The organism is Janibacter sp. LM, from assembly GCF_039631275.1.
Lineage (GTDB): Bacteria > Actinomycetota > Actinomycetes > Actinomycetales > Dermatophilaceae > Janibacter > Janibacter terrae.
The window spans coordinates 1-14098 of record NZ_JBDIVG010000043.1 but is presented as its reverse complement, the minus strand read 5'-3'; the positions used below and the strand labels follow the sequence as shown (position 1 = coordinate 14098).

General features: G+C 68.0%; 16 protein-coding genes. 2 read left to right on the top strand and 14 right to left on the bottom strand.

Annotated elements, in window-relative coordinates; translation table 11 throughout:
• The first annotated feature begins 375 nt into the window (after positions 1-375).
• Complete coding sequence (locus ABC138_RS16635) at positions 376-606, top strand: hypothetical protein (protein WP_345914374.1); 231 nt, start codon at positions 376-378, stop codon at positions 604-606.
• Between the two features lie 93 nt (positions 607-699).
• Positions 700-1050 (top strand): hypothetical protein, encoded by a 351-nt coding sequence (locus tag ABC138_RS16630; RefSeq protein ID WP_032491553.1) that lies wholly within the window; start codon positions 700-702, stop codon positions 1048-1050.
• 63 nt (positions 1051-1113) lie between these two features.
• Here ABC138_RS16630 and ABC138_RS16625 read toward each other — a convergent pair whose 3' ends face one another.
• From ABC138_RS16625 to ABC138_RS16560, 14 genes are all read right to left on the bottom strand, one after another.
• Positions 1114-1596 (bottom strand): hypothetical protein, encoded by a 483-nt coding sequence (locus ABC138_RS16625; RefSeq protein ID WP_345914373.1) that lies wholly within the window; start codon positions 1594-1596, stop codon positions 1114-1116.
• 8 nt (positions 1597-1604) lie between these two features.
• Positions 1605-1982, bottom strand: a complete 378-nt coding sequence (locus ABC138_RS16620) for a hypothetical protein (RefSeq protein WP_032491551.1) — start codon at positions 1980-1982, stop codon at positions 1605-1607.
• Positions 1983-2199: 217 nt separating this feature from the next.
• Positions 2200-2439 carry a hypothetical protein gene (locus ABC138_RS16615; RefSeq protein WP_032491549.1) on the bottom strand — a complete coding sequence of 80 codons (240 nt, stop codon included), beginning with the start codon at positions 2437-2439 and terminating at the stop codon, positions 2200-2202.
• Between the two features lie 224 nt (positions 2440-2663).
• Positions 2664-3152, bottom strand: coding sequence for a DUF3846 domain-containing protein (locus ABC138_RS16610; RefSeq protein ID WP_032491548.1), 489 nt, complete (start codon positions 3150-3152; stop codon positions 2664-2666).
• A 183-nt stretch (positions 3153-3335) separates the two neighbouring features.
• The gene (locus ABC138_RS16605; protein ID WP_345914372.1) at positions 3336-4457 is read right to left on the bottom strand and encodes a hypothetical protein; all 1122 of its coding nucleotides are present in this window, start codon (positions 4455-4457) and stop codon (positions 3336-3338) included.
• Between the two features lie 380 nt (positions 4458-4837).
• A complete protein-coding gene (locus tag ABC138_RS16600; RefSeq protein ID WP_345914371.1) occupies positions 4838-6016 on the bottom strand; it encodes a DUF262 domain-containing protein in 1179 nt (392 codons plus the stop codon).
• A complete protein-coding gene (locus tag ABC138_RS16595) occupies positions 6013-7221 on the bottom strand; it encodes an adenine-specific methyltransferase EcoRI family protein (protein ID WP_345914370.1) in 1209 nt (402 codons plus the stop codon). Before ABC138_RS16595 ends, ABC138_RS16600 begins: the two co-directional genes overlap by 4 nt.
• 790 nt (positions 7222-8011) lie before the next feature.
• Positions 8012-8422, bottom strand: coding sequence for a hypothetical protein (locus tag ABC138_RS16590; RefSeq protein ID WP_345914369.1), 411 nt, complete (start codon positions 8420-8422; stop codon positions 8012-8014).
• Between the two features lie 26 nt (positions 8423-8448).
• The gene (locus tag ABC138_RS16585) at positions 8449-9144 is read right to left on the bottom strand and encodes a hypothetical protein (protein WP_345914368.1); all 696 of its coding nucleotides are present in this window, start codon (positions 9142-9144) and stop codon (positions 8449-8451) included.
• Entirely contained in the window at positions 9141-9872 is a 732-nt protein-coding gene (locus ABC138_RS16580; RefSeq protein WP_345914367.1) for an N-6 DNA methylase, read from the bottom strand. Before ABC138_RS16580 ends, ABC138_RS16585 begins: the two co-directional genes overlap by 4 nt.
• 147 nt (positions 9873-10019) lie before the next feature.
• The gene (locus tag ABC138_RS16575) at positions 10020-10823 is read right to left on the bottom strand and encodes a helix-turn-helix domain-containing protein (RefSeq protein ID WP_345914366.1); all 804 of its coding nucleotides are present in this window, start codon (positions 10821-10823) and stop codon (positions 10020-10022) included.
• Positions 10824-11168: 345 nt separating this feature from the next.
• On the bottom strand, positions 11169-11408 hold the full coding sequence (locus tag ABC138_RS16570) for a hypothetical protein (protein WP_345914365.1): 240 nt from the start codon (positions 11406-11408) through the stop codon (positions 11169-11171).
• A 361-nt stretch (positions 11409-11769) separates the two neighbouring features.
• Positions 11770-12543, bottom strand: a complete 774-nt coding sequence (locus ABC138_RS16565; protein ID WP_345914364.1) for a hypothetical protein — start codon at positions 12541-12543, stop codon at positions 11770-11772.
• A gap of 128 nt (positions 12544-12671) precedes the next feature.
• Positions 12672-13964, bottom strand: a complete 1293-nt coding sequence (locus ABC138_RS16560) for an AAA family ATPase (protein WP_345914363.1) — start codon at positions 13962-13964, stop codon at positions 12672-12674.
• Positions 13965-14098: the final 134 nt, after the last annotated feature.

The following is a 14098-nucleotide window of genomic DNA, read 5'->3' as shown; positions in this document are numbered from 1 at the left end:
GATCCCTCCACGGAACAGGGCAGCGAACTGCCCACGGCGCGGGATCGTGCCGGTGCTCGTCGACGGGGTGCTGGTCTCCACGCTCATGTCGGCGCGGGCGTTGTTGTCGATGGTCGTCGTCATGACGGATCTCCTTGTGTCGTGCGGGTGGCGAGCCCGCGAGTGGATGACGTCTTCGACGCTAGCGCCCTCTCCCGACGACCGACGCCTAGCTCCACCGACTCACCGGGCTAACGGATCCGTTGGCCCGGTGAGTCACTGACAAGCCACCTTGTCAGTGACGTTCCTGGCTCGAAGCCCGCCCGATAGCCACAGTGATGGGACACCGCCCGGTTTGAGCACGCAGACCCGGCACGACGAAAGGGATCCACCCCCATGGCACCTGCCACCCCCGCCCTCGAGATCTCCGAGCCTCTCGCCGCTCTGCTGGTGTGGGTTCTGGAGGACCACGACGTCGAGCTCGCGAAGGAGATCATCGACAAGCCGCATCATTTCGAGGACCTCTCCGCCCTGCACGCGCGTCCAACCCCAAGATCAGCCTCACTGACGCCTTCGCAGCCCTCGAGGCCCAGCAGCGCGACGACTGACCAGCAGCGGCACCACTGATAAGGGGGCTTATCAGTGGTTCCGCTCGCCCCTGACGTCACACCGCGATGAGATGGGGGAACACCAGACGGACGGAAGCACGGAGGTCGACAGATGAAGAACTCAGAGGCAGTGCGCCGTCACTTCCACGTGCCAGCACGCGAGATGCTCCTCGAGGATCCGCAGCGCTGCCCCTGGCTGCCGGGGCTGACCATGGTCGGAGTCGCCGTCACCGACGACGAGCAGCACCACGTCATTCTCGAACTCGGCACCCGGTCAGTCGACCGCTTCTACCTTGGGCCCACACAGGACGACGTGACCCGACGGGCGCAGGTCCTGGCGCATGCGCTGCGTCAGTGGCCCCGGATGAGCACGCCTCATGCCAGCCTGATCCAGGACTGGGTCCTCATGACTTGGGACAGCCTGCTCGACGAGCTCGTCGCGGCGCTTACGGGGCGGGCGTGACTGGCTGAGGTCGAGAGTGTGGCCTTGGTCGGCCCTGCACCCTGCTAGAGCGCCAGACGTCGGTCACTGGTCGAGCTTGCGGCGCAGCACTTCGTCGACGCGGTCTTCTTGGCGTGCGACGCGCTCTTCGTGCAGTCGCTGATCCTCGGCGCGCCACTGCGCAGCCCGCTCCTTGCCCCTCTCGATGGCCGCCTCGACCTCGGGCACTTTGGCTGCCGGAACGTATCGCCATGGGAGCCTCTCGCCCGGAGCTGGCGGAACATCGAGCACCGCGGCGGCGATGCCCTGCTCGTCGCAGTGGAGCACCAACGTCCACCCTCCCAGGCTGTGCCACAGCGCGACGATGAAACCCATCAGGAGAGCAGCGGTGACCGCGCTGCTGAAGGTGGGGGCCAAGGTCGCGGTCGCGAAGTACAGGGCCACCGCTACCGCGGCGTACCCACCAAGGACCGTGACGGCGAACACCGGGTGCAGCCGCCTCTCAACCCACAAGGCCTCGGGGTCGACGTCGAAGGGGTGATCCGCTGTCACGCGGTACTGATTCATGCGCCTCTTCATCGGCCCGCTCCTCGCGCTAGGTCTGCGCGCAGTCGCTCGAGAACCTCACTCGAGGTGTGCCCGTCGTGCACGGGAGCCAGCTCGGCGACCGGGACATCGAACAGGCTCCAGGCGTGGCTCGGGTAGTGATTGCTGACCTGCCCGGACGGCAACTGCGCGACCACGATGAAGAATGCGCCCCCGAAGCACTCAGCGCCGTCGTGGTGACGCCAAGACTTGACGACGGGGATCCCCTCGGCGAGCCATGCGCGGACGGCGTGGGCGTGGAAGAGCGCCCGGAACTCGTACAGCTCGGCGTGCGTGTGCTGACCGTCCGAGGCCTGCCCCGCGGCCAGTTGGTGCCGCAGCACCTCCAGGTCTTCGTCCGTGCTCATCGGGGCCTCTCCTCTTCCTGGCTGCTCCCGTCATGGTGCGCCCAGTCCCTGGTGCGCTGCTCGACCTGGTCGAGCAGCTCGGTGTAGAACGCCGGCCCGCTGGGGTGCTCGCTCCGCACTTCCAACACGGCCGCCCGGACATCAGCCAGCGCTGCGCTGGCGCCGGTGCCGTAGTGCCGGCGAGCCGCTCGATAGCCCTCGGTGAACCGGTCTCCCATCACCGGCCGCCTTCCCTTGCGATCTGCTGCCGCTCGAAGCCCTCGAGGTCATCGACCTCGTCGTCGCGCCACGCAGCGTTGCCCATCCAGTCGTCACGCAGCCGCTGGCCGCCGGCGTTGTACCAAGCGCCGCACTCGCAGGACACGTCGCCCTGACCACGCCAGCGCGCGACCTCCCTTCCGCAGGACTGGCAGGGCTTCACCCACGTGGGGCCCTCCTCGTTCATCAGATTCGACATGGCATGTGCTCCCTTGCGTCGAGGTGCGGGGTGGCTGTCCCGCGGGTCAGTGGTTGACGTCTTCGACGCTAGCCGCCGGATGCGACAGCGCTTGCCTGAAAAACAGACCCACCCGGCTAACGGTCGGCCTGTGGCCGGGGTGGGGCACGTCGAGGTTCCTCCCGCGCGGCTGCTGCTGCGCGGGAGGAACCTCGGTCACGGTCTGGGGCCCTTTGCGGTGGAGGTCAGGCCGCGGCTCCGGTCAGCGGGGCAAGCGTGGGGTGGGCCGGGCCCTGCCAGATGACGCGGTGGCCGTCGAGGACGGTCTGGTGGGTGGGGCCGGGGTGGTTGAAGTCGGCGCCGCAGTGGACGCTCTGGCCGCTGTGGTCGTGGAGGGCGGTGCAGCGCTGGTCGAGCCACGCGCGCAGCCACTGGATCGCCTTGGCCGACAGGCCGAGGGTCTCCCCCTCGCGCTGTCCGGTGATGATCACGGGGCCGAAGTAGGGCTGATGCGTCTTGCCGTGCATCCGAGCCAGACGAGTGGCGGTGTGGTTGATGCCGTACTCGAACACGCCCGAGTCGTTGAGCCACATGTCCACGTCATCGGTCAGTGACACCACGTCGATGACTCCCCCTGCGTGCTTCTGCAGGATGGGGAGGGAGTCGCCCTCCTGCCACGTCGTCCAGTCAGCGGTGCCGTCTACGTCGATCGTCAGGCCGGTGGGGTTGCTCATGAGAAGTCTCCTCGTGTGGGTGCGGGTGGCTGGTCCGCGGTCAGTGGTTGACGTCTTCGACGCTAGCGCCCTCCCCCGACAGTCGCAGCAGCTAAAGACCGGCTCTCCTGGCTAACGGTTCGTTGGCCAGGAGAGAGTGCGGGGCGAGCCGCAACCGGCTTCACCCCGCACTCTGCTGGGGCGCTACTTCGCGACGCGGATGGGCTGGACGACGGCGGTGATGTCGCCGTCGCCGGCGACCTTGACCGGGCGCAGGGTGGACTGGACGTGGATGCTGACCTCGGCGCCACCGACTGCGCGCAGGGCGTCGGCGAGGTAGGCCGCGTTCAAGGTGACGGGCTCGATCTTCTCCGGCGGCGTGCAGGCGGGCACCTGGGCGGTGACAAGGGCCCTGCCGCCGTCGTCGACGGTGACGTCGATCGTCTGGCCGATGGTGGCAAGAGTGACCTTGGCGGCGCGCACGTTCTGGTGGGGCTTGATCAGGTCGAGCAGCCCGGTGCGGTCGACCCTGACGGTGGTCGCGTCGTCAAACTCGCCGATCGAGGTGACACCGCGGGGGTAGTCGCCCTGGAGGCCGCGCAGGGTGGCCGTGACCGTGTCGGTGGAGATGGTGAGCCGGTCGGCGTCGACGCCGAGGCTGACGGTGTCGCCGGTCAGCGTCTTGATGACCTTTGCGAACACGTGCGCGGGGGGCTGCGCGGGCTCGAGGTCGCCGGTGCCGGGCAGGGGCGCCTTCGTCAGCCTGTACTTGTCGGTGGCGACCACACCGTCGGTGGCGAGACGCATGGCGGTGATGATCGGCACGTTGCAGTCGGGGGTGGCCGCGGCGCTGGCCACGGCGGCAACGCGCTCGGCCAGCTCGGCGCGGTCAGCGACCCACGTCACCGCAGCCGGGGCCATCGTCGGGGGCAGGTGGACGTCGTCGAGGACGTCGATGTACATGACTCGCGTGCCGTCGCTCAGGCGCGCTTCGTCGGCCGTGACGGTCAGTGACAGGTCGACCTGAGCACCGGCTCCGCGGCGAGCAGCGAGCGCCGTCGCGGCCTTGCGCAGCGCGGTGTGGTCAATCCACGCCTGCCCTGCGGCGGTGCTCGTCTGGCTGGAGGGCAGGCCGACCTGCATGCTGACCTCCCCGGTCGAGCAGGACAGGCTGGTGGCTCCGTCGGTTTCCACGGACAGCAGCACGCTCCGCAGCGGGGCGGGCGCGTGCTTGGCGGTCGAGAGCACAGGGCGAAGGGGGGCGAGCGCCTCGAGGAGGTCGCCCCCTCGAGTCTGCACAGACATGGTGGTGGTAACTGCGGTCATGACGGTTCTCCTTGGGTCAGCAGGTGGCGAGCCCGCGAGTGGATGACGTCTTCGACGCTACTGCTCATCCCTGTCAGCGAAGGGCTTTTATGACCGGCTCACCTCGCTAACGGATCGTTGCGAGGTGAGGATCACCAGCAGCAGCGACCAACTGCGCCCGCCAACGTCTGCATGTCCAGATCCGCCACGCCGGGCACGATCTCCTGACCCAGCTCCTGCTCACGCTCATCGTCCGTGACGAGAGCCTCCTTCCGACCCGCCCACAGGCGAGCGATCAGGAGAAGTCAGTTACACAAACCTTTCTGACCGACCCACTCGGCAGTGCGCAGGTGACGAGGCTTGACAACGAAGCCAAGCCTCGGGCTGAGCCGAACGGTGAACTACCGGTTGCCCTTTGATCGGTTGTGCGGGACGCAGAGCATCTCGCAGTTGTCCAGGGTCGAGTCGCCGCCCTTCGACCATGCCGCGACGTGGTCAGCTTCCATCTCATCCAACTTGTAGATGCGAGCCTTGTTGGCATTGCTGCCGTGGGCGCAGAGCGGGCAGTTGGAGAGTTCCCGGGCCGTGGCCGTCTGTGTCTGCTGCTTGTAGGCCTGCCGTTTGATCGTCGCGTCGAACAGCCGCACGTTGAGCAGCTGCGGGTTCTGCTTCCCGTCGAGCAGGTACTCGTAGATGCCCTTGCGGTCCTTGACCGCCGGGTCGTCGAGCAGGTCCTGCAGATCGGCGTCGAGCTGCGCAGCCTTGTAGGAGCGCTGGTGGAAGCGCTCATAGAGGTCGCCCCAGTGCAGGCCCTGCATGACTTTGTCCGGCGGGGCGATGAATACCGCGTCGATCCAGTCGATCACAGTCGTGAAGTAGGTCTGCAGCTCCGCGATGGTGGCTTCCTGCCGGTGGGCCGCCATGTAGCCCTCGATGGACTGGCCCTTGGCTGCAGCGACCCACTCCAGCGCGACCTCGAGGACCTGCTGCCGCTTGGGGTCACCCTTGACGAAGTGCGACCACTTCTGTTGCAACGCGCTTCCTGAGTTGGAGAAGTGAGTCTTAGCTGCGGTGACGAAGGGGCCAGAGTAGATCGCGTTGCGTAGCTCCTGCTGGTTCAGCGGCACGCCGGCGATGTTGATGGTCTGAAACCACTCCTTGATCTCGGCCTCCGTGCCGGTGCACTCGTAGACGAGGAGGGTGCTGCCCTCGATGAGTTGGCGGTCTTCCTTCGGCAGGCTCGAAAAGGTCTGCTCTTTGCCGTTGCGGACGATCGCGAACTTGCCGGTGACGAACCGACCGATGCTGGTGATGCGTTGCTGCCCGTCAAGTACCTCCAGGCGTGGGGTGGCGGCTGCGCCCGTGTCGACGAAGTAGATCAACCCCAGCGGGTATCCCTTCAGGAGCGAGTCGATGACAGCTACGTCCTTCTTGCCATCTCCGTAGATGTAGTGGCGCTGGTACTCCGGCTGGATGACCAGTTCGCCGTCGAGCCCGAACAGGCCCTTGGCCTCGAGTTCGTTGTAGACGAATCCCTGGGTGACCTCGGCAACCGAGTACTGCTTGAGGACGGTCTTCATCGCTCAGCCCCAACGTCCGGCGCGCGGTGGCGAATGAGGATGCGGGCATATACCTGCAGGTACGGCTCGCCATCGACTTCGTAGTAGGTCTTCCCTTCGGGCGGAGACTTGAGTTTGATCGCAGGCCCGTCGTTGAGCTTGCTGACAGTACTACGCGTCCCCGTCTTGCTGACCTGAATCTGCTTTGGGTAGATCTTCGACGGCTGGCCTAGGGGCGCCTTCGCGATCCCCACGATCTCGAACTGATCCGGACTGAACTTGTCGAGGAAGGTGATGGGGACCCCCATCACGCCCTCGTGGTCACTGGGGATGGCCTCGACGAAGGGCACCTCGATGGCGTCGTAGTTGTCGTAGCGGAGGTAGCCGACGCCCTGCACGGCCTTCCGCCTGCTGTAGCGGACGTTGTCAGCGGTGGTCATGAGTTGCAGCGGCTTGTGACGCTGACCGTGGTCGATGTTGGTGAACCAGGCAGTGTTGCGGAAGTGGACCAGCTTGGTGTCCGGGTCGTAGACCCCATCTGCGTACTCCTTGCGCGCAGAGTCGGGAATCCTGAAGTAGGCGTCCCCCTTCGTGAACCCACGACCGAGCCAGAGCTCATTCTCGCGGATCAGCGGGAAGACGTCCTGATAGGCAATGGCGTTCTTCGGGCCGATGATTGAGAACTGCACCTGGCCATCAATCAGCCACGCGAGGAAGGTCCGGAACAAGCTGAAGGGCGGGTTGGTCAGGACCATGTCGGCCTGATCGCGCAGGGCTGTCACCTCCGCGCTGCGGAAGTCGCCGTCTTCCTCGAGGTACTCCCACTTGAGGTCATCGATATCGATGCGTCCGTCGCCGGTCACGTCCTCGGGCGTCAGGGTGAAGACTCGGCCGCGCTCCATGGACATGCTGGCGTCGTAGGCGGGGTCCTGGGTCTCGAACAGGGTCGGGGAGTAGAAGGCGGCACCGGCGTTGCTCTTCGGGGCGTACGACGTAGAGATCAACTTGGCAAGGCCGAAATCGGCGAAGTGTAGGGCGAAGTACTTTGTGAAGTTGCTCCACTCGGGGTCGTCGCAGGGCAGCAGAAGAGTCTTGCCACGAAACACGTCTGGGTCGTGCTCAAGGTAGGCATTCATCTCGCGCTCGACATCGACCCACTGACTGTAGAACTCGTCGCGCCTGGCCTTCTTAGCCGCGGTGAGCCCTTGCTGGTTCTTCGAAGTCACGCCGGCCAATGCCTCTCCCTACGTATCGGGGCGATGTGGCGCAGGTCGCTTGCGCGCCAGCATCACCCTAGCCAGACGGACGCTGGAAGTTCCTGAGGGCGTCCGACGGTTTGGGAGGGTCGATGACCCCGGGAAGCGGCCGGTGCGCTGACAGTCCGACTTACCAGTGAGAGTGGATGCGGACGGGCGCCGTGTGCTCGACGGGCCCTTGGTCGGCGAGGTCCAACCAGGCCTATGGACAGTCGCACTCGTACCAGTTCTGACCGCAGATGCTGCATGTGATGTGCGCGCCTGGGCAGAAGGGGGCGTGGTGGTAGCGAGGTACCTGGCCGCCGTAGCCTGAACTAGCGATCTCCTGACCGGTCTCGATGGGGCTGTGGCAGTTGGTACAGGTGCCACTGTCGTACTGCGCGATGAAGCCGCTCTCCCGATGCTGCATTGGGGGATTCTAGGGCGCGATGTCGTCCACCATTGCCCGGCGACAGGCTCGGGAGGAGGGCCCCTCGCCGGGCCCGCCGTCGCAGTGTGCTCGAGCCCCTTCGGGCCGGCGGGCCCTCAGCCGCTAGAGCAAGTCCTCGGACGAGTCGACGTCGGCGGCGCGGAGTCTCGATACGCCGCCTGACCTGCCGAAACGCTGCTTGAGCAAACCGCCGCGCGGTCGGTGCCGTGGGAGATGGGACCGACCGCGTTGATCGAGGGCGCGCCACGCATTGCCGCCACCCCCTTGGTGGCGCCGCACAGTCGCCGGCGGGGGCCGGTCCGGTGGTTTACCGGTAAACGCGTCGTGCCGCTAGAGGTCCAGGACGTGAGCGCGGAACTCCGCAGGTGTGGCACTGGGACCCAGTTCGATCACCGGGTCCTGGGAGGCGAGCCCGACGATGCTGGTCTCGAGGCTGATCACACTCGGCAGACGGTCTTCGAGGTGGTCGACCAGGGGGACGTAATCGCGGGCCAGGGAGCTGAGCACGGTCACGCGCAGCGTCCTGTACCCGTTGTCGATGGCGGCTCGGACCAGGAGCTGGGCGATGAGGTCGTGGTCGCCCAGCCCACGTACATCGAACTGCGGTCGGTCGCAGAATCGGGCCGTCAGGGCGTCGTCGACGCTCGGGTGGTGCTCGGGGGTGAGCTCGCCCAGGCGGTCGGCGATGGTGGAGGCGTTGGCGCCGAAGGCTGGCAGGTCGACGAGGTGCGGTGCGCTCATGGGTGCTCCTGAGTGAGGGTTGGTGACTACCTGGGGGCCGGGAAGGAGCGGGCCAGGTGGTGGGCTCCGGCATGGGTCAGCGGCCGCCAGGAGCGGTCCCTGTGGGGTTTTGTCGGGGGTGGTGCTGGCGGCGCGCTCTCCTGCCCCCCGGCCCACGCGCGGTGCTGCCTGATCAGGGCTCGCTCGCGGGTGGCCAGGATCTGCCAGGTGGAGATCTCGTGTTCGATGTCGGAGAGGCGTGCTGCTGCGTCGGCTGATCGTGTGGCCGCGTGGTGGCGGCGGTGTGCGTGCAGCCGGCAGTCGGCCTCGGGGTCGTCGAGGAAGTCTTCCGCGATGGCGGCCACGATGCTGGCGAGTCGCCGACGAGTTCCGTCGGGCACGTCTTCGACTCGGCCGTCAGCTCCTCGCCGTAGCGCGCCCACCCACCACGGGCTTCGGCGATCGGGTGGCCGGCTGAGGTAGGTGAAGACGTCGTCGACGTCGACGCAGCAGCTGCCGATCACGTCGATGCCGTACAGATGTGGCGCTGCTGGCCGAGGCTCGTCCAGGCCGCGGTAGATGTCGGTGTCATCGGCACGTCCGTACATCACGAGGAGGTTGAGCGGGTCGTCTTCGGGGTGTCGGCCCGGGCTGTAGCCCAGGGTGAAGTCACCGACGCCGTTGATGCTGTACACGACTTGGCCGGTCTCCAGGGGGGTGCGTTGGCGGATCGGGTTCTTCATGCGGTCGCCCCGGCAGGCTGTCGGTCGTCGATAGCGAGGGAATCTGCGCAGGTCAGGCGCACGGTGCGAATCCCGTGGATCGACATGGCGATGCCGGCGATGGCGACGGCATAGGGGTCGATGTCCTGAAGGACCCATTGGCGCAGCTCGGGGACCTTGCCGCTGGCTCGCAGGTGACGCACGGCGGCGACAGCCAGGCCCCCTCCCCCGCAGCATGCGTCGAGGATGCGGTCGCTGGGGGCGACGGATTCGCCCATCTGCGCGATCACGGCGGCCAGTGACGGTGGGGTGTAGAACGCGCCTCGGGCGGATCGGTCTCCGGGGGCGCTGAGCAGGGTCAGGACCTGCCCGAGCAGGTCGCCGGCGATGGCTGGCTGCTCGGCCATCTGCGGCAGGTCGATAGTCGACAGGAGCTGCAGCTGCTTGATCAGAGTCTCTCGCTGGCCTGCACTGGGGTGGTTGAGCCACCCGATGATCGGCTCGAGGTGCCCACGGAGGAAGGGGAAGCTCTGCTGCCACCACTCCCACTGCTGAGCCACGAGACCCGCTGTGTCGTCGTGGTTGGCGATCGCAGCCAGCATGGGGCTGTAGCCGGCCTCGAGCCCCAGGAGCAGGGACGCGGTGGATACCGACGTGAGGGTGACCTGCTTGGGGTCACAGCCTCTGGCCGAGGCGACCCGCGTGAGCTGCTCGGTCAGGGCTTCAAGGGTGGGCGGGCTGCTGTTCACGTGTCACTACTTCCATCGAGCCGAGGGTGAAAGGTTCGTGGCTCAGGGTCGATGCGGGCTGCGACGGCCCCGTGCAGATGTGGATGCCTCGTGGCCTCCTGGGCTCGCCAGCGGCGGGCGCGGAGGCTCGGATCTGGCGACTCCGGTTCAGTGGCTGCTCCGCCTCGTAGGCGTTGAGGGGTGCGCCTCGAGGTAGGCCCGCCAGATCTGCCGTGAGGGGAGGCCGACTGCTGCAACGTTCATCCCCTGGGCTCTGGCCCAGGTGCGCACGCTCTTCGCCGTGGCCCCGGCCGCGGTCATCTGTGTCGCGATGTCACGGGCGCCGCCGTCACGGCCGGGGCGTCCCTTTTGCACCTGGCCTGAGGTCTTGATGGGAATCCCAGCGGCCTTGAGCATCCTCAGCACGGTGGTGTGGCCGATCCCGAGATGGCGAGCGAGGTTGATGGCGCTGCCGTGCTCCTCGTAGAGACGCGTCAGCTCTTCGACGGGCGGTGGCGTGATGCGCGATGCTCCGCCGGATCGGGCGGCTCGAGCATCCGATCGCGGAATGCCGTGGCGGTCGAGGATCCGGCGCACGGTAGCCGGTGTGGTCCCCAGTCGCTGTGCGATTTGGGGCGGGCTGAGGTCTTCACCGTTGGTGTGGAGGCCGATGACTGCGGCCGCTCGCTCGTCCGTTCGGGGTGCGACGCTGAGTCCGGCGGTGCGGAGTGCTTTGCGGACGGTGTCGTGGCTGACGCCGACCTCAGCGGCGATGTCGCGGATCGGGAGCCCTTGGGAGGCGAGTCTCTTGGCGGTGTCGATGTCCCAGGCAGGCCGGTCCTGCGATCGAGGCAGGACGATGCCCGCGCGGCGTGCGTGGCGCCGCACGGTTCCGATGGCGATGTGCAGCTGGTGGGCGATCTCGGTGCTCGTCTTGCCTTGGCTGGCCAGGGTCTTGATCTGCTGCTGCATTTCGTCTGCGTCGCGGCTTGGCGATCGCGGTGTCGTCGGGCGAGGTGCCCTCGTCTCTCGCGAGGCTGCCTGAGGTGCGTGCCTGGTGGTCTCTGGGCGCGGCTTGAGGTGGATCGGGGACTGGATGCGTCGAGCGCTTCTGGCCTTCTCGAGTCGCTCCCAGGGGTCGTCGTCGACCTGTCGACGCGCAGTTGGCAGTTCGAGCCCTGCGCGCCCCTGGACGGCGGTGGTCGACCCGTGGGTGGTGGGGCTCATGTAGAGGCCTCCGTGGTCTGGGGGGATTTGGTGACGTGATGCCCGGCCCCGGGCGGGGAGTCGAGGTCGCTACGCCCAGGGGCCGGGCGCTTAGGGGTGGGAGTCGACGTCGAGGGCGTCGCCGCACAGGAAGCAGAGCTCGGGGCGGGTTGGGTGGGTCGCGCGGGCACCGGTCCCGAGGAGCGGCTGCTCGCAGATGCGGCAGCGCAGGCTCCAGTAGGTGCAGGAGGGGTGGTGGTCGTGGACTTCCTGCCCGTCGGCGGCGATCAGCCCGCGGCAGGTGCTGCAGCGGACCTCCGGTGCGGTGACGGGCTCGGCGACGACGATCATGAGGCCCTCCTGTTGGCTTGCTCGCCGCACGGGATGCACAGGTGTGGCGCGTCCGGGTGGCAGCGATTTCGGTTGTCCAGGTCCTCTCCGCAGCCCAGGCACTCCGCGGACCACAGCGGGGCGGGGACACCGTCGGTCGCTGGGAGATGAGGCGCGCTCGTGCCTGCGGGGTCGAGCTCGTCTGCTGCGGCGCTGCACGTGGACATGCACCCGTTCTATGGCCGAGCTACGTCACTTCTGAGGGGCTCCGTGGGTGGCGCCGTGAAGTCCTTCGCCGGCTGCCGGCGGGCAGGTGAGGCGCAGATCGGCTCGTGCCCGTTGAGGGCTGGGTCGAGGTTGGTCGAGGCCCGCGGCTGGCCGGTCAGACCTTCTCGCGGTGGATCTTGGTGGTGTGGACGCGCAGTCCAATTTGGTCTGGCAGCCGCGCGGGGCAGTGCTGGCATGCGTAGACGAGGGTGTTCTCAACCCACTTTTCGACGGTGGGGCGCCACCACCAGCTGCCGATGGCGTCGTGCCCGTCTGGGCTTGGCAGGACACGACGTCGCGACCAGGCACCGGCCAGGGTGTTCATGCTGATGCCGGCGTGCAGTGCCAGATCGGCACGGCGCAGTCGTTCCGGGGGCAAGTGCAGCCGTCCAGTTCTTGTGGCTCGCCGCAGCCACTCCGATGAGCGGTCCAATGCGGCGGCGACGTACTCGGCATCGTGGCCAGCTCGCCACCGACGGGCGGCCTCCGCCAGCTGCTGCTCGAGCAGCTCCGCGCGAGGGCGGCCCGGCAGTCCGTCGAGGACCAGGCCCACCACGAGTTCCCGGGTGCCGGCACGAGCTGCGATCAGCTCGAGCGACTCGCCGTCCTCTCGGCGGGCCCTCCAGTCGAAGATCTCGTGAGCCAGTGGGGAGATCACCCGTAGAACAGCCGCGTCGACGCGGTCCGCGGCAGCTGAGGGGCGCACGCCCAAGGCCCTCCCCATTGCCTCGTCGCTGCCCTGGTTGATGCGCGTCTCGACGAGCTCGAGGTCGTGAGCGTCGAGGTCCTTCCAGTTGTGTGCCTGCAGCTGCCGGATCGAGTGCACGTCGTCCAGGTCCCACCCCGCCGCGACGGCGATCTGCTGGATCGTGGGGTGGGCCGCGCTCATCGCCACAGTCTCGCCGAGACGGCTCGTCCCCGCAGCGAAGTCGTGCTCGGCAGCCGTCCCACCGGGCTAACGGTCCGGGCGGGTGGGGACGGGTTGACAAGCGAAGGGTGCCGGTCGTCGGCGAAGGGCTAGAGCACGGCGTCGAGCATGGCCCGGTGGGTCAGGACGGCGGGGGTCTGCTCGGCGTGGGTGAGGACGTGGGGGGTGGTGGCGTCGGTGATGAGGCTCAGGTGGGCGCGGTGGCGGGAGAGCATGACGCATGCTCGCCCGAGGTCGGTGCCGAAGGTGGTGGCGTCGCGGTATCCGGCGAGGGGGTGCAGGGCGACGGCTGCGGGGCGCTCCATGCCCTGCAAGGAGTTGGCGGTGCCGATGAGCAGGGTGGGGTGGTCGCTGAGGCGTGCGCGCACGGCTGCGGCCTGAGCGACGTGGGGCACGACGACGGCGAGGTCATCGGCGGTCATGGCTCGGGTGCCTTCGGTGGTGGTCAGGTTGGTGCCGATGAGGTCGCGTGCCCTGTCGGCCACGGCGTTGATGAGTGCGGGGTCTGCGGGTCCGGCGGTGGTGGGGGTGGCGTGGTGGGTGACCTCCGGCAGGTGCTCGCCGTGGGCGGTGACGTGCTCGGGGGGGCGCTTGGACGTGAAGGGCAGATCGGGGTAGAACGCGGGCTGGATCAGGGCCGTGGTCTGGGGGCCGAGTCGCCACGTGTGCTTGAGGGTGACGACGGAGACGGCTTCGCTGTGGGCTGCCATGAGTGCCTGCGGGGCGGGCAGGTGCGGGGCGGTGGGTGAGTCGGCCCAGCGGGTGGTGGGTCCGGTGACGACGGGGTCGATCTGGCCGGGGTCTCCGACCATCACACACTGGCTGGCGAAGGCTCCGAGGGCTCCGACGTCGGCGTAGGTGGCCTGCCATGCTTCGTCAACGATCATGACGTCGCAGCCGATGGTCTCGGGGTTGGAGTTGAGCCAGCGGGCGGTGGTGGCGACGACGACCCCTCCCCCTTCGTGGGGGAATCGTGCCTGCGCTCCGGTGACGCGGGCGGCGCTGCCGGTCAGCTCGGGGGCTCCCTCGCGGTTCTTGGGCCAGACGAGTCGGGTGGTGGCGTCGAGGCGGTCGAGGCGGGCGGCGACCTCTGCGGCCTGTGCCCTGGTCTGCGCGGCGACGCCAACGCGCAGGCCTGCGCGGGTGGCGAGGGCTGCGGCGAGCAGCACGACCAGTCGCGTCTTTCCGGCTCCGGGGGGCGAGGGGACGACGACGGCGGGGTCGCCGGACCACACGGTGTAGAGCACGCCCGCGGTGATCGGGTCGCGCATGATCGTCTCGGCGCTGGTGGGGCTCGTCTCCGGTGAGGGGGTCTGCGCGGGCGTGGCAGCAGGTGCGGCGCTGGCGGTGGTGGCGGGGGCGGTGGTGGGGATGCGGCGCATGGTCAGGCTTCCTCGTCGTCGGCTCCTGCGACGAGCACGTCGAGGGGCACGTCGCGGCGGGTGGGTTCGGGCTGGCGTCCGGTGGTCAGCCATGAGCGGCGTGCCTTGTACAGGCCGCCGAATCGCTTGCGTCG